The organism is Streptomyces sp. SAI-170, assembly GCF_049739565.1.
Classification (GTDB): Bacteria; Actinomycetota; Actinomycetes; order Streptomycetales; family Streptomycetaceae; genus Streptomyces.
In genome coordinates this window covers 6,026,435-6,040,580 of record NZ_JBMGQD010000001.1, presented here as the reverse complement: position 1 = coordinate 6,040,580, position 14,146 = coordinate 6,026,435, and the positions used below count along the sequence as shown (strand labels likewise).

The 14,146-nt window shown below is 72.0% G+C and carries 14 protein-coding genes; 9 read left to right on the top strand and 5 right to left on the bottom strand.

The genetic code is table 11. The features are described from left to right. Positions 1–54: 54 nt before the first annotated feature. The 3 genes from RKD23_RS27135 to RKD23_RS27125 all read right to left on the bottom strand — a co-directional run bounded on the left by RKD23_RS27135 (position 55) and on the right by RKD23_RS27125 (position 2,800). Entirely contained in the window at positions 55–627 is a 573-nt protein-coding gene (locus tag RKD23_RS27135; protein ID WP_424856061.1) for a winged helix-turn-helix domain-containing protein, read from the bottom strand. A 408-nt stretch (positions 628–1,035) separates the two neighbouring features. Then, positions 1,036–2,067, bottom strand: a complete 1,032-nt coding sequence (gene glnII / locus RKD23_RS27130) for a glutamine synthetase (protein ID WP_424856060.1) — start codon at positions 2,065–2,067, stop codon at positions 1,036–1,038. Between the two features lie 283 nt (positions 2,068–2,350). Further along, a complete protein-coding gene (locus RKD23_RS27125; protein ID WP_424856059.1) occupies positions 2,351–2,800 on the bottom strand; it encodes a MarR family winged helix-turn-helix transcriptional regulator in 450 nt (149 codons plus the stop codon). Positions 2,801–2,868: 68 nt separating this feature from the next. Between RKD23_RS27125 and RKD23_RS27120 the strand changes: the two genes are divergently transcribed. After that, entirely contained in the window at positions 2,869–3,723 is an 855-nt protein-coding gene (locus RKD23_RS27120) for an alpha/beta fold hydrolase (RefSeq protein ID WP_424856058.1), read from the top strand. A gap of 3 nt (positions 3,724–3,726) precedes the next feature. Here the strand turns inward: RKD23_RS27120 and RKD23_RS27115 are convergent, their stop codons facing one another. Beyond that, positions 3,727–4,464: a hypothetical protein gene (locus RKD23_RS27115; protein WP_424856057.1), complete on the bottom strand. Its 738-nt coding sequence runs from the start codon at positions 4,462–4,464 to the stop codon at positions 3,727–3,729. Between the two features lie 210 nt (positions 4,465–4,674). On the opposite strand from RKD23_RS27115, the gene RKD23_RS27110 reads away from it, so the two are divergent. From RKD23_RS27110 to RKD23_RS27100, 3 genes are all read left to right on the top strand, one after another. Further along, positions 4,675–5,937: a sensor histidine kinase gene (locus tag RKD23_RS27110; protein WP_424856056.1), complete on the top strand. Its 1,263-nt coding sequence runs from the start codon at positions 4,675–4,677 to the stop codon at positions 5,935–5,937. Beyond that, a complete protein-coding gene (locus tag RKD23_RS27105; protein WP_424856055.1) occupies positions 5,922–6,575 on the top strand; it encodes a LuxR C-terminal-related transcriptional regulator in 654 nt (217 codons plus the stop codon). Before RKD23_RS27110 ends, RKD23_RS27105 begins: the two co-directional genes overlap by 16 nt. A 139-nt stretch (positions 6,576–6,714) precedes the next feature. Beyond that, a complete protein-coding gene (locus RKD23_RS27100; protein WP_424856054.1) occupies positions 6,715–8,274 on the top strand; it encodes a DUF1996 domain-containing protein in 1,560 nt (519 codons plus the stop codon). 67 nt (positions 8,275–8,341) lie between these two features. Here the strand turns inward: RKD23_RS27100 and RKD23_RS27095 are convergent, their stop codons facing one another. Then, positions 8,342–8,722 carry a hypothetical protein gene (locus RKD23_RS27095; protein ID WP_424856053.1) on the bottom strand — a complete coding sequence of 127 codons (381 nt, stop codon included), beginning with the start codon at positions 8,720–8,722 and terminating at the stop codon, positions 8,342–8,344. 113 nt (positions 8,723–8,835) lie between these two features. On the opposite strand from RKD23_RS27095, the gene RKD23_RS27090 reads away from it, so the two are divergent. From RKD23_RS27090 to RKD23_RS27070, 5 genes are all read left to right on the top strand, one after another. Beyond that, the gene (locus tag RKD23_RS27090) at positions 8,836–9,336 is read left to right on the top strand and encodes a tetratricopeptide repeat protein (RefSeq protein WP_424856052.1); all 501 of its coding nucleotides are present in this window, start codon (positions 8,836–8,838) and stop codon (positions 9,334–9,336) included. A gap of 49 nt (positions 9,337–9,385) precedes the next feature. Continuing rightward, positions 9,386–11,320 (top strand): hypothetical protein, encoded by a 1,935-nt coding sequence (locus tag RKD23_RS27085; RefSeq protein WP_424856051.1) that lies wholly within the window; start codon positions 9,386–9,388, stop codon positions 11,318–11,320. A 142-nt stretch (positions 11,321–11,462) separates the two neighbouring features. Beyond that, positions 11,463–12,341 (top strand): metal-dependent hydrolase, encoded by an 879-nt coding sequence (locus RKD23_RS27080; RefSeq protein ID WP_424856050.1) that lies wholly within the window; start codon positions 11,463–11,465, stop codon positions 12,339–12,341. After that, complete coding sequence (locus tag RKD23_RS27075) at positions 12,341–13,381, top strand: PDR/VanB family oxidoreductase (protein WP_424856049.1); 1,041 nt, start codon at positions 12,341–12,343, stop codon at positions 13,379–13,381. The genes RKD23_RS27080 and RKD23_RS27075 overlap by 1 nt, the downstream gene beginning before the upstream one ends. A 69-nt stretch (positions 13,382–13,450) precedes the next feature. Then, a complete protein-coding gene (locus RKD23_RS27070) occupies positions 13,451–14,140 on the top strand; it encodes a TetR/AcrR family transcriptional regulator (protein ID WP_424856048.1) in 690 nt (229 codons plus the stop codon). The last annotated feature ends 6 nt before the right edge of the window (positions 14,141–14,146 follow it).

Below are 14,146 nucleotides of genomic sequence, written 5' to 3'. Positions count from 1 at the left end.
TGCGGGTCGGCGGTGGGAAGCGCGCTTAGCCGTCGGCAGAACGGCTCGTACGGTTCAGTGCGCGGTCGGCGGCGTGTACTTGTAGCCCACCCGGCGCACGGTCTGGATCGCCTGGCGGTACTCGGCGCCCAGCTTGCGGCGCAGCCGGGCGATGTGGACGTCGACCGTGCGGCCGTCGCCGACATGGCCGTACCCCCACACCGTGGTGACCAGGTGGTCGCGGGTGTGGACCCGGTTCGGGTGGGCGACCAGGTGGGCCAGCAGCTCGAACTCCAGGTAGGTCAGGTCGAGTTCGCGGCCCGCCACCTCGGCCGTGCGCTGCACCGGGTCGATGCGGACCACGGAGTTCGCGCCGCCCTCGGCGACCGACGGCTCCACCGGCAGCGGCGGCTGCTGATCGGCCGGGACGAGCACGAGGTAGCCGACCATCGGCGGGCGGCCCGGCAGGGTCGGCAGGGTGTGCTGGGGGGCCGGCAGCCAGGTGGCGCCCGGCGGCAGGAAGTCCGCGAGGTCGGGCACCTCGTCCGGGCCGACGGCACGCAGCCGGTGCCGTGCCGGGGGCTCGGCGGGGTCGGGCTCGGGGGCCGGAAGGGTGGAGAGCGGGGACAGGGAACGGGTGGTCGCCATGAGACGTCAGCTCTTTCGCGCGAGAGGTTCGTCAGGAGGGTCGACGGCCGCGAGGTCGTGGTCGGGCTCGTCGAGGGACGTACGTCGTGGCGCGCTGGGCCGAAGGCCGGGTGGGTGTACGGCTTTAGAGGGCCCGCGCGTTCGTCGCGCGGCAACACACCCGGTCGAAGTCGTGGTGCTGACGGGAAGGCCAGAAGGGCTCGAGGTCATGGCGACCCGTCGCGCTGCGGTTCTGGAAGCTGGCCATGCCCATATTGAAGCAGACGACGCGCCCTGCGAGGACCCTCCTCTCACGTACCGGACGCCCACCCGGTGGCCCGGGTCCCTGCCGGCAACTCCCCTCGGCGCATGCGGAAGGGGGCGTCCACCGCGAGGTGGACGCCCCCTTCGAAGAGCGCGAGCCGTGGCTCAGACCTGGCCGGCCTTCTCCAGGGCGGCGCAGCAGGTGTCGACGAGCAGACGCGTCACGACGTACGGGTCGACGTTGGCGTTCGGGCGGCGGTCCTCGATGTAGCCCTTGCCGTCCTTCTCGACCTGCCACGGGATGCGGACCGAGGCGCCGCGGTCGGAGACGCCGTAGGAGTACTTGTCCCACGGGGCGGTCTCGTGCAGACCGGTCAGGCGGTCGTCGATGCCGGCGCCGTAGTTCTTGACGTGGTCGAGCGGCTTGGAGCCCTCACCGAGCGACTCGGCGGCGATGATGATCGCGTCGTAGTTCTCGCGCATCGCCTTGGTGGAGAAGTTGGTGTGCGCGCCGGCGCCGTTCCAGTCGCCCTTGACCGGCTTGGGGTCGAGGGTGGCGGAGATGCCGAAGTCCTCGGCGGTGCGGTAGAGCAGCCAGCGGGCCACCCACAGCTGGTCGGAGACCTCCAGCGGGGCCAGCGGGCCGACCTGGAACTCCCACTGGCCGGGCATGACCTCGGCGTTGATGCCGGAGATGCCGAGGCCGGCGGCGAGGCAGTTGTCGAGGTGCTTCTCGACGATCTCGCGGCCGAAGATCTCGTCGGCGCCGACACCGCAGTAGTAACCGCCCTGCGGGGCCGGGAAGCCGCCCTCGGGGAAGCCGAGCGGGCGGGCGCCGTCGAAGAAGGTGTACTCCTGCTCGATGCCGAAGATCGACTCCTGGGCGGCGTACCGCTCGGCGACCTCGGCGAGCGCGGCACGGGTGTTGGACTCGTGCGGCGTCATGTCGATGTTCAGGACCTCGCAGAGCACGAGGATGTCGTCGCCGCCGCGGATCGGGTCCGGGCAGGTGAAGACCGGCTTGAGGACGCGGTCCGAGGCGTGGCCCTCGGCCTGGTTCGTGGAGGACCCGTCGAAGCCCCAGATCGGCAGCGCGTCCAGACCGGCGGGCGAGCCCGCGATGATCTTGGTCTTGGAGCGGAGCTTGGCGGTCGGCTGGGTGCCGTCGATCCAGATGTACTCAGCCTTGAAGGTCACGGGCCACTTCCTTCGGGGGTGGGTCTGCACTTGCGGGTGCTGCTGCGGCGCTGCGGCACCGGAGCGCCGCCGTCGATGCCCGGCAGCCTGTCAACAGGCGATTTCCCGGTCATTGCTCGAATGTGAACCCCGTGTTACCTGGTGTTGGTGTGTCCTGTCTCACGTCGTGAGGCGGCGCCGTGTGCGGGGCGCCGCGGCCCTGCCGGTTCGCAGGCGCAAGAGGGGACCGCGGCGGCCCTTCGTATGCGAGGGGAATGCACGGCTCGGCGTGAGGGCGAGACGGTCACTCCGCCTCGGCCGCCGCGTCCCGTACGCCGCCCAGGAAGCGGCGGATGGCCGCGAGCTCCTTGTCGTCGCACTCCCGCAGCAGCTCCACCGCCCGCCCGATCAGCGGGCCGAAGAACGCCCAGCCCAGCTCGACGGCGCGCTCCTCGACCTGGACGACGACCTGGCGCCGGTCCCGCTCGCCGCGCACCCGGCGGACGTGCCCGGCCCGTTCCAGGCGGTCGACCAGGGCCGTCGTACCGGCGGAGTTCAGGCCCAGCGCGGCACCGAGCCGGCCCGCCGTCATCTCCTCGCCGGCGCGGGCGGCGTCCATGAGGGCGATCAGGGCGCGTACGTCGGTGGGGTGCATGTCGTTGCGGTTCGCGAACCGGGCGCTGTGCTGCCCGAGTTCGAGCGTCACCGCACGCAGCAGATGGACGATCTCCAGTTCCGGTCCCGGCTCCCGCATCCCGCGTCTCCTCCGGCTATCATCTCGCTCCACGACAATCTCGCTGAACGAGATAATAAGGGGACGCCATGGGGACGTACGACATCGACGGGTTCTTCGCCACGTACGACAAGGTCACGGCGAAGTGGCCGACCGGGCGGGAGGCGGTCGAGGTGCCCACGCCGTACGGGACGACGTACGTCCATGTCTGCGGCCCCGTCGACGGGCCCGCGCTGGTGCTGCTGCCGGGCGGCGGGGGCGCGACGTCCGCCTCCTGGTACGCGCAGGTCGGCGAGCTGGCCCGCACGCACCGGGTGCACGCCGTCGACCTGGTCGGCGCGCCGGGGCGCAGCGCGCGGGGCGGCGACCGTCCCCTCCGTTCGGTCGCCGACCTCACGGCCTGGCTGGACGCGCTGCTCGACGGGCTCGGCGTCGACGTGGCCGACGTGGGCGGGCACTCCTACGGCGCCTGGATCGCCCTGCACCACGCACTGCGCTCGCCCGCGCGGGTGCGCCGCCTGTTCCTCCTGGACCCGACGGGGTGTTTCGCCGGGTACAAGGCGCCGTACCTGCTGCGGGCCGCGCCGATGCTGCTGTGGCCCTCGCCGCGCCGGGTGCGGGCGTTCCTGGAGTGGGAGACCGCCGGGGCCGTACTGGATCCCGACTGGCTGCGGCTCCAGGAGGCGGCCGCCGGCTTCCCCTCCGCGAAGCCGGTGACCGGACCGCGGCCCGCACCCGAGGGACTGCGCGGCCTGGACGTGCCGGTCCTGCTGCTCGTGGCCGCGAACAGCAGGACCCATGACCCGTCCGGGGTGGCGGCCCGGGCGGCCGGACTGCTGCCGCGTGCCGAGGTCGAGATCCTGGCGGACGTCTCCCATCACGCGCTGCCGCAGTCCGCGCCGGCGTCTCTGGCGGGCCGCCTCAGCGATTTCCTGTCGGCCTGAGCCTCACCCCACCTTCTCGATCAGGGCCCGGCGGATCAGGAACTTGCCGGGCTCGCGGACCTGCTCGAAGGCGGAGTTGTTCAGCAGCACGCAGCTGCCGGAGACCGAGGTGACCTCGACGGTGGTCGACTTGTTGTTGTCGAGGTTGGTCACCTTCAGCTTCGTACCGGCCGGGAACTGGTTGCTGGACGCGGCGGGGGCGCCGCCCTCTCCGGAGAGGGTGACGGTGGAGCCGTTGCAGACCTGCCGGCCGGAGGCCGCGGGCGGCTGGGAGGCGTCAGCGGGCGGTTGTGACGCCTCGGCCGGCGGCGGCGATGCCTCGGCGGGCGGCGCGGACTGCTCTGCGCCGCCCCCCTGCTGGCCCTGCTGTCCCTGTCCCTGTCCCTGTCCCTGCTGACCTTGCTGTCCCTGCTGGCCGTTCTGTCCCGCCTGGGAGCCCTGAGCCGACTCCCCAACGGTGCATCCGGCAGCTTCCTGCTGCTTCTTGATCTGCTCGATGACGGCCTCGCGGTTGGCGATCCGCGCCGCCGACTGGGCGTCGGGATTCGCCCGCTGGCCCTCGATGAACCGCTCGTTGTTGCCGAGCGCGGTGGCGAGGCCCTGGCAGACGGTCGAGTCCGCCGCCGACTGCGCGGCGTTGGAGGTGGCCGCCATGACGAAGGCGCCGCCTCCCGCCACCGTGGCCGCGCTCACCAGCAGCGCCAGCTTCTTCCTCGTACTGAGAGTCCTCCTACGCGACATGCGCGCCTCCTGGGAGTCGGGGAGAGGTCGCCGCTATGTACGAGATCCCGAACGGAGTTACTCAGTGGTCACGGACGCGGCCCGGCGTAACCTGCGTCACAGGGCGGCGGGACGGTGTAGCTGGCACCACCCCCCGATCGGGCCCTCGCCCCCGTGATCTCCCGCAGGGATTCGGCCAGACTGGACCCCGGTCACAGAGAGGTGGGGGTCATGGCGGTGGCGAAGGCACGGGACGTGCTGGTGGCCGGGGCGCAGGGGCTGGGGCTCGCGGTGATGGGGTGGACGGCCTCGATCGCGCTCACCGTGCTGACCGTGGTGTCGATCGTCTACATCCCGCTCGGGATCGGGGTGCTGGCCCTGCCCACCGTGCTGACCGCGGTCCGCGCGTACGCCGAGAAGCGGCGGGAGCTGGCCGAGGAGTGGGGCGGGGTGCAGATCCCCGCCCGGTACGCGGAGCCGCCGAAGCCAAGGCCCGGGATCATGGGCCGGGCCGAGCTGACGTACGCGCTGCTGCGGGACCCCGGGACCTGGCGGGATCTGCGTTGGCTGTGCGTGGACGTACTGGCCGGGGCGGGCCTGGCCATCCTGGCGCCGGCACTGCTGGTGCAGGGCCTGCTGGGGCTGGTCGTGCCGCTGGGGCTGTGGCAGTCGACCGTGGACGACGGCGGCATCTACTGGTACACCTTCCTGCCCGTGACCGGCACCGGGACCGCGCTGCTCGCTCCGCTGCTGGGGCTGGTCTGGCTGGCCGTCGCGCTGCGCTGGGCGCCCGCTCTCCTCCAGGCGCACTTCTCGCTCACCCGGAGCGTGCTCACCCCCTCGCACGAGGAACTCACCCGCAGGGTCGAGCGGCTGACCGAGACCCGGCGCGACGCCGTCGACGCCTCGGCCGCCGAACTGCGCCGCATCGAACGGGACCTGCACGACGGGGCCCAGGCCCGCCTGGTCGCGATGGGCATGGACCTGGGCACCATCGAGGCGCTGCTGGACAGGAATCCGGAGAAGGCGAAGGAGATGCTCGCCGAGGCCCGCCGGTCCTCCGCGGACGCCCTCGCCGAGCTGCGCGACCTGGTGCGCGGCATCCATCCGCCGGTGCTGGCCGAGCGCGGACTGGGCGACGCCGTACGGGCGTTGGCGCTGCGGATGCCGATCGCCACGGAGGTGAGCGTGGACCTCGCCGGGCGCCCCGAGGCGCCGGTGGAGTCGGCGGCGTACTTCGCGGTCAGCGAGCTGCTCACCAACGCGGTCAAGCACGCCGAGGCCGACCGGATCTGGGTGGACCTCTATCACTCCGAGGGCCGGCTGTTCGCCTCGGTGACCGACAACGGCCGCGGTGGCGCGTCGATCGGGGCCGGTTCGGGGCTGTCCGGGGTGGAGCGGCGACTGGGTACATTCGACGGCGTCCTGGCCGTCAGCTCTCCCGCGGGCGGTCCCACGATGGTGACCATGGAGATCCCTTGCGTGTTGTCCTAGCCGAGGACCTCTTCCTGCTCCGCGACGGCCTGGTACGGATGCTGGAAGCCTTCGACTTCGAGATCGCCGCCGCGGTCGAGACCGGACCGGAGCTGGACCGCGCGCTGCGCGAGCACCAGCCCGACGTGGCCGTGGTCGACGTACGGCTGCCGCCGACCCACACGGACGAGGGACTTCAGTGCGCGCTGCGGGCCCGCGCCGAGCGGCCCGGGCTGCCGGTGCTGGTGCTCTCGCAGCACGTGGAGCAGCTCTACGCGCGCGAGCTGCTCGCCGACGGCGCGGGAGGCGTGGGCTATCTGCTCAAGGACCGGGTGTTCGACGCGGAGCAGTTCGTGGACGCCGTACGACGGGTCGCGGCGGGCGGCACCGCGATGGACCCGCAGGTCATCCAGCAGTTGCTGGCCCGCCGCTCGGGCGAGGACCGGCCGCTGGCCCGGCTCACCCCGCGGGAGCGGGAGGTGCTGGAGCAGATGGCGCAGGGCCGCTCGAACGCGGCGATCGCCGCCAAGCTGACCGTGACCGAGCGGGCCATCACCAAGCACACGGCGAACATCTTCGCCAAGCTCGGCCTGGAGGTCTCCGACGACGACAACCGGCGGGTGCTGGCCGTCCTCGCCTTCCTGGACCGGGAACGCTGATCTTCAACACCCCGCTCCTTGGCGGGTGTTGATTTCTGTGACGTTTGAACACCCGTGGGACCGCGTCCGTATGGAACGGAGCCGCTTCACTCCTGTCGGGCGCCTCGATGCTGCCCCGCAAGGAAGTCAGAGGAGTTCCATGGGACGCAACACACGAAAACGCCGTACGCCGCTGGCCACCAAGGCCATAGCCGCATCGGCGGCCCTAGCGCTCGGTGGGGGCGGGCTGATCTGGGCGAACTTCTACGCTTCGGCGCACGAGGACCACAACACCTGGACCGACCGGACCAAGGCGGCCGGGGTGCAGGTGGCCACGGTCGACTGCCCGGACGTCGGCCAGCAGCTCTCCGACGTGCCGGACCGCGCCCGCGGCGAGGTCGACGGTGAGCTGGCCACGCTGGACGAGCAGATCACCGAGGCCTACCAGCGCCTGGCGACCACCCGGGACGCGCAGACGCGGGACCCGAACTTCGTCCAGAACGCCATCCTCCAGCCGCTGAAGGACCGCCGCCAGGCGGTCATCGACCGCATCCAGCTGGAGATCGACCGGGCCGGCGGCGACGCCCCCGACGACCTCGACGGACTGTCCGGCTGTACCGCCGCCCCCTCGGAGCAGCCGCAGACCAACGACGGCCAGCAGGACGGCGGTCAGCAGCAGGACGGTGACCAGCAACAGGACGACGGCCAGCAGCAGGACGGCGGCCAGGACCAGAACGGTGACGGCCAGCAGGACAACGGCGACGGCCAGCAGGACAACGGGAACGGCAACGGCAACGGCGGTCAGGCCGGCAACGGCCCCGTAGCCGACGACTTCGTGGACATCACCACGGTCCAGCCCAACGTCCAGCAGGTCGACCGCGGCCGCAACGCCTCCACCGGCTCGTTCACCAGCAAGTGCGGTGTGAACGAGAACAAGAAGTTCAACACCGACAACGTCATCGTGGCGCCCGGCGTCAGCAACGGCGCCCACCATCTGCACGACTACGTCGGCAACCAGGCCAACGACGCCTTCGCGAACAACGACACGTTCGCGGACGCCGGCACCAGCTGCGCCAACCAGGGCGACAAGTCGTCGTACTACTGGCCGGTGCTGCGGGTGCAGGACGGCTCGCAGGACTTCGACCAGAACAACGACGGCGGCGGAAAGGAGGGCAACGTCGGCCGGATCCTGCAGGCCAAGCAGGCGCAGATCAAGTTCGTCGGCAGCCCGAAGTCCAAGGTCGTGGCGATGCCGAAGTTCCTGCGGATCATCACCGGCGACGCCAAGGCCTTCACCAACGGCCCCGGCAACGCCAACGCCTCCTGGAGCTGCACCGGCTTCGAGGACCGGCAGCTGAAGGACAAGTACCCGATCTGCCCCGACGGCAGTGACGTGGTGCGCACCTTCAAGTTCCAGAGCTGCTGGGACGGCCAGAACATCGACAGCGCCAACCACCGTACGCACGTGGCGTTCGCGGACGGCGACGGCCGCTGCCAGAACGGCTTCCAGGCGATCCCGCAGCTCGTCATGCGGCTCGTCTACGACGTCGAGGCGCCGGTGATCGAGAACGGCCAGGTGCAGAACGCGTTCGCGGTGGACGGTTTCCCCGAGCAGCTGCACAAGGCGATCACCGACCATGACGACTTCATCAACGTCTTCGACGAGGGCCTGATGAACAAGATGGTCCAGTGCATCAACTCCGGTGCGCGCTGCCGGTGACAGCCTCCCCAAGGTGAGCGGGCGGCGGGAATCCCCAGGGTTCCCGCCGCCCGCTCATTTCTGTGCCCTAGTGATGATGCGTCCGGCCCTCCTCCATCGTGCCGCCCAGCGTGCCGCGCAGCGCGGTGACGACGTCCATGTCGCCGACGGCGACCCACTTGCGGCCGACGAGGTAGTGGCCGCCGTAGTCCTTGGCGGAGTCGATCCACTCGCGCTGGCCGCGGTCGGTGGCGAAGGTGGCGAGGACGAACTTCCCGTCGCCGGTCTCGCAGATGGCCTGGCGGATCTCGTCGGCGTCGGTCTGCAGGTCCGGCGCGCAGTCCGCCTCGGCGGCGAGGTGCTCCAGGCTGCCGGTGGCGGTCGGGGGCACGGATGCCTCCCCGTCCGGGGAGCCGCAGGCCGTCAGGGCCAGCAGCGCGAGGGTGATCATCGGTCGGGACAGCCTCATGGTTCCTCCGGGCGGACGGCGGGCGAGCAGGGTGCCTGAGTTCGATACGGCTGTCACGCCCGCCCCGCTCAAACCGGGTGCCCCGGCAGGCACACGCGTGCGAGGCTGAGCCCGTGGACAAGGACTGGGAAGACCGTGTGACCGCCGCCTGGGCGACCTTCGACGACTACCCCGAGGAGGAGGCCCCCGCCTTCCGGGCGGTGATCGACGCGCTCGTCGCCGAACTGCCCGAGGGACACCCGGCCGGGCCCTTCGAGCAGGCCTGCGCCTGGGACTCGACGGGCCACTCCGACAAGGCGGTGCCCCTGTACCGGGAGGCGCTGGCACGCGGGCTCGACGGCTACAAGGGGCGGCGGGCGAAGATCCAGCTGTCCAGCTCGCTGCGCAACATCGGGCAGCCGGAGGAGGGCGTCAAGCTGCTGACCCCCGAACTGGACGGCCCCTCGGACGAGTTGGACGACGCCGTACGGGCCGCACTGGCGCTGTGCCTGTCGAGTCTGGGCCGCGACCGGGAGGGCCTGTCGCTCGTGCTGGGCGCGCTGGCCCCGCATCTGCCGCGCTATCAGCGGTCGATGGGCAACTACGCGCGGGCGCTGGTCGATCCGCGGGACTGAGTCGCCCGGGCGGCGGTGACCAACGCACCGTTCGCTCGTTCTGCTGAACGTGCAGTCACAGGATGTCGCTCCGCGCCCCGCCCCCTCCCCCACCGACCCGGTGGTCGACGTCGAGCAGGCCGAGGCCGCGCTCGTCGAGCACTATCCGCGGCTGGTCCGGCTGGCCTATCTGGTGCTGCCGCCGGGCCTCGGCCGGAGCCGCCGGGTGCTGACCGCGCACGCCCTCACCCAGCGCGCCCTGCCGCGCGGACGTACGGCGGCCCCCGCCATCCCCGCCCAGGCCCAGCCGGGCGGCACCGGCGCGCGGGCCGGTGACCCGGGCTACGCCTTCGTACGGCAGCGGGTGCTGCGCTCGGCCCTGGAGGCTGGACTGCCGCTGACCTTCCGGGCCTGGCCCCGGCGCGCCCAACTGCCGGTGCTGCTGCCGCAGGTGTGGGGCCTGAAGCTGTTCCCGCGCTCGGGCGGCGCCGACGAACTCGCCCTGGACCAGCGGCTGTCCGCGCTGTCCGCCGAGGCCCGCGCCGCGTATGTGCTGCGCGGCCTGGAAGGGCTGGCGGACGGCGACGTATGCAGGCTGCTCGCGGCGGCCGGGGCCGGTGACCCCCAGGCGGCGCTGGCCGAGGCCGACGGGGTGCCCGCGCAGTACGCGCTGCTGGAGTCGCCCGAGTTCGACGCCTGCTCGCTCCAGGCCCGGCCGACCGATCTGATGCGGCGCCGCCAGCACGGCAAGGCCGCCCTCGCCGCCGTCGCGGCCCTCGCAGTGTGCGGGGCGCTGCTCGGGCTGCCCGGTGACGGCTGGGGCCGTGAGGGGGCCGCCGCCCCGCCGTATGCGCGAAACCCCTCGGCCGAGGCGGCGCTGGACCCGGCCAAGCTGGTCAAGGTGGCGCCCGCCGCCTGGCAGAGCTCCGCCCGCACCGACTTCTCGGTGTGGCCGGCCCGCGGCGACCTCACCGACGACACGGCCCTGCTGCGCCGGGCCCTCGCGGTGTGGGCCCGCCCCGGCGAGCGCGTCCATGTCTCGGTGACCCCCGGCACCCCTTCGGGCGGCCCGCCCGGTCCGGCGCAGCTGCTGTGGGCGGGCAATGTCGACAACGCGCGCGTGGTGATCCTGTACGACGGTCTGCGCATCGCCCGGTACGCCGAGCCGAAGGACGGCACGGCCGGGGCCGCGATGGACTTCGCGCGGGCCGACGGCGCGAGCGGCCCGGAGGCGAGCGCGGTCGTGCTGGACCGGGCCGACGGCAATGTGCGGTACCTGACCGCGCCCTGGGTGACGAAGGCCGCCGAGCGGGACCTGCTGAAGCCGGGCTCGGGGGCGATGGAGCTGACCCTGACCGACGGGATCACCTCGCCGCTGGCCAGCCCGGCCACGCGCACCGGCGCGTGCGCCTCCTGGAACGCGCTGGAGCTGTCCGGGCGGGACGGCACCGTTCTTGCCAGCGACCTCGGTGAGCTGGTGCCGGCCCGGCTGACCGCCGGCCGGCCCGGCTCGGAGCGCGATGTCACCGGCGCGGGGGCGCTGCGCGGCTGGGCGCCGTATGCCTGTTCTCTTGCCGATCTGCGGGGGCAGGGGGTGCGGGCGGTGAACTCCTGGAGGTATGCCTCGCAGGTGCTGCCGGAGGCTGGTGGGACGGCGGAGTGGGTGTGTACGCGGGCGGAGACGTGGCGGGGTGGCGGGCCGAGGGTGTTGGCGCAGTTCCGTACGCCGGGCGGCACCTATGGGGCTGTGGTGGCCAAGGCCGAGAACGTGGCTGCGTGTGGGCCGCGTGATCCGCATGTGCTCGCCGGGGTGTTGTGGAAGGCGGAGGGCGGTGGGTGGTATCTGCTCGCCGCCGGCAGCGGGACCGTGGCTTCCGTCGAGGCGCAGGGTGGGGTCACGGGGTCCGGGCAGGGCAACTTGCTGGCCGTGGAGGCTGAGCAGGGGGCTCAAGCCGAGTTGAAGGGTGCCTTGGAGGATGGGCGGGTGATCAGCGGGCTCCGATGAGGGGCTTGCTGTTTCGTTGCCGTGTGCGGGTTGTCTGTGGTTGATCGCGCAGTTCCCCGCGCCCCTGAGGTACCCGACCCCCAGGCAGATTCCAAAAGTTCGGGGTCTTCCCCCCTCGCTTACCCGTCAGTACATTGACGCCATGTCTAACAAGCACGAGCGGGTGGCGCTCAAGGCGCGGAAGGTGTCCTTCGCCTGGGAGGACACACCGCTGCACTGGGTGCCGGGCGATCCCTTCACCACGCACACCATCAATGTGCTGCATCTGCTGCTGCCGGCCGGCGAGCGCTGGTTCGTGCATGTCTACCGGCAGGTGCTGCCGTACATCCGTGACGAGCAGTTGCGGCAGGACGTGATCGGGTTCATCGGGCAGGAGGCGATGCACTCCCAGGCCCATGACGAGGTGCTGCCGCACCTGCGTGAGCTGGGGCTCGATCCGACGCCGTACACCGCGCAGGTGGACTGGATGTTCGAGAAGCTGCTGGGCGACCGGACGCTGCCGCCGGGGCGGGCGCGGCGGTGGTGGCTGATGGAGCGGGTCGCGCTGATCGCAGCCATCGAGCACTACACGGCGTTCCTGGGCGACTGGGTGCTCAACGCCGAGGAGCTGGACCGGCGCGGGGCGGACCCGACCATGCTGGACCTGCTGCGCTGGCACGGGGCGGAGGAGGTCGAGCACCGGTCGGTGGCGTTCGACCTGTTCATGCATGTCGACGGCAGCTACCGGCGGCGGGCGCGGACCTGGGCGACGGCGTTCGCGACGCTGGTGTTCCTGTGGCAGCGCGGGGCGCGGTTCTTCATGGAGAACGACCCGACCCTGCTGGACGGCAAGGCGTCCTTCAAGGACTTCTATCTGCGCGGGCGACGGGGCACCCTGCCCGCGACCGGCGACATGCTGAGGTCGATCCCGACCTACCTCAGCCGGACGTACCACCCCTCGCAGGAGGGTTCCACCGCACAGGCCGTGGCGTATCTCGCCAGTTCACCGGCCGCGCTCGCCGCAGAGAAGGGGGCCGCGTGATGCCCAGGCCGATGACGTACGTGGCTGTCGCGGGGGCCGCCTATCTCGTGCGGCGGGCCATGCGGCGCCGGATCCAGGCCTCGCCGCTGTGGCCGATGCCCGCGCTGGAGGAGCCGGTCTCCGGGCGGCCGCGCTCACGGGCGCTCAGACTGCTGGTGACCGCGCACGAGGAGATCGCCGACGGGGTCGTACAGCTCCGGCTGGAAGGGCACGACCTGCCGCGCTGGGAGCCGGGCGCGCATCTGGACCTGGTCCTGCCTTCCGGTCTCGTACGGCAGTACTCGCTGTGCGGCGACCCGGAGGACAGCTCCTCCTACACGGTCGCCACCCGGCTGGTGCCGGACGGGCGCGGTGGTTCGCGCGAGGTGCACGAGCAGGTGCAGGAGGGCGTCGAGCTGGAGGTGCGCGGGCCGCGCAACCGGTTCCCGCTCGTGCGGGCGGAGTCGTACGTGTTCGTCGCGGGCGGCATCGGGATCACCCCGGTGCTGCCGATGCTGCGGGCGCTGCCGGAAGGCACCGAGTGGCGACTGCTGTACTGCGGGCGGAACCGGGCGTCGATGCCGTTCCTGGAGGATGTGCTCAAGCTCGGCGGGGCGCGGGTCGTCGTCGCGGCCGAGGACGAGACGGGGCTGCCCGACCTGGACGGCTTCTTCGCGGACGCGCCCGCCGACGCCACCGTCTACTGCTGCGGGCCCGAGGGGCTGATGGCTGCCGTGGCGGAGCGGGCGCCGGACGTGCACCTGGAGCGGTTCGCGCCGCGCACCTCCACCGACGGCGACCGGGAGTTCGAGGTCGAACTGGCCCGCAGCGGGCGTACGGTGACCGTCCCGGCCGGCACCAGTGTGCTGGCCGCGATACGCGAGGAGCTGCCGGACACCCTCTACTCCTGCGAGCAGGGCTTCTGCGGGACCTGCCAGCAGCGGGTGCTGGAGGGCGAGGTGGACCACCGGGACGAGCTGCTGACCGACGGCGAGCGGGACGACTCGATGCTGATCTGTGTCTCCCGGGCCCGAGGTGAGCGTCTGGTGCTGGACATGTGACGGGCACCCGGTGAACATCGCGGCCGGTCCGGCCCGTTCGAGGCCGGATCCGATCGGTAAGGTGTTCGTATGTCTACCGGGGTTCGCCGCAGGATGGGGGTCGAGGAGCGACGGCAGCAGCTGATCGGGGTCGCCCTCGAGCTGTTCAGCCGCCGCTCTCCCGACGAGGTCTCCATCGACGAGATAGCGTCGGCCGCCGGCATCTCACGCCCGCTGGTCTACCACTACTTTCCCGGCAAACTCAGCCTGTACGAGGCCGCGTTGAAGCGTGCCTCGGACGATCTGGCGGGCCGGTTCGCCGAGCCGCACGACGGGCCGCTCGGGGCGCGGCTGCTGCGGGTGATGGCCCGGTTCTTCGACTTCGTCGACGAGCACGGCCCCGGTTTCTCCGCTCTGATGCGCGGCGGCCCGGCCGTCGGCTCCTCGACCACCAACGCCCTCATCGACGGCGTGCGCCAGGCCGCCTATGAGCAGATCCTGGCCCACCTCGGCGTCACCGACCCGCCGGCCCGCCTGGAGCTGGTGGTGCGCTCGTGGATCTCGCTGGCCGAGTCGACCGCGCTGATCTGGCTGGACGGGCGGCGCATCCCGCGCGAGGAGCTCCAGGCGCAGCTGGTGCACGACTTCGCCGCGCTCGCCGCCGTCAGCGCCGCCTACGACGAGGAGATGAGCGCGCTGCTGCGCCGTATTCTCGCCGACGAGCCGGCCGACGGGCCGTTCACGGACCTCGTCAGCCGGCTCATCGCGCTCGCCTCGTAGCGGGTC

Excerpts from the sequence above, each read along its gene's own strand:
- RKD23_RS27135 (WP_424856061.1), bottom strand. The coding sequence starts at position 627 with ATGGCGACCACCCGTTCCCTGTCCCCGCTCTCCACCCTTCCGGCCCCC.
- RKD23_RS27125 (WP_424856059.1), bottom strand. The coding sequence starts at position 2,800 with ATGCGGGAGCCGGGACCGGAACTGGAGATCGTCCATCTGCTGCGTGCG.
- RKD23_RS27120 (WP_424856058.1), top strand. The coding sequence starts at position 2,869 with ATGGGGACGTACGACATCGACGGGTTCTTCGCCACGTACGACAAGGTC.
- RKD23_RS27115 (WP_424856057.1), bottom strand. The coding sequence starts at position 4,464 with ATGTCGCGTAGGAGGACTCTCAGTACGAGGAAGAAGCTGGCGCTGCTG.
- RKD23_RS27110 (WP_424856056.1), top strand. The coding sequence starts at position 4,675 with ATGGCGGTGGCGAAGGCACGGGACGTGCTGGTGGCCGGGGCGCAGGGG.
- RKD23_RS27100 (WP_424856054.1), top strand. The coding sequence starts at position 6,715 with ATGGGACGCAACACACGAAAACGCCGTACGCCGCTGGCCACCAAGGCC.
- RKD23_RS27095 (WP_424856053.1), bottom strand. The coding sequence starts at position 8,722 with ATGAGGCTGTCCCGACCGATGATCACCCTCGCGCTGCTGGCCCTGACG.
- RKD23_RS27080 (WP_424856050.1), top strand. The coding sequence starts at position 11,463 with ATGTCTAACAAGCACGAGCGGGTGGCGCTCAAGGCGCGGAAGGTGTCC.
- RKD23_RS27075 (WP_424856049.1), top strand. The coding sequence starts at position 12,341 with ATGCCCAGGCCGATGACGTACGTGGCTGTCGCGGGGGCCGCCTATCTC.
- RKD23_RS27070 (WP_424856048.1), top strand. The coding sequence starts at position 13,451 with ATGTCTACCGGGGTTCGCCGCAGGATGGGGGTCGAGGAGCGACGGCAG.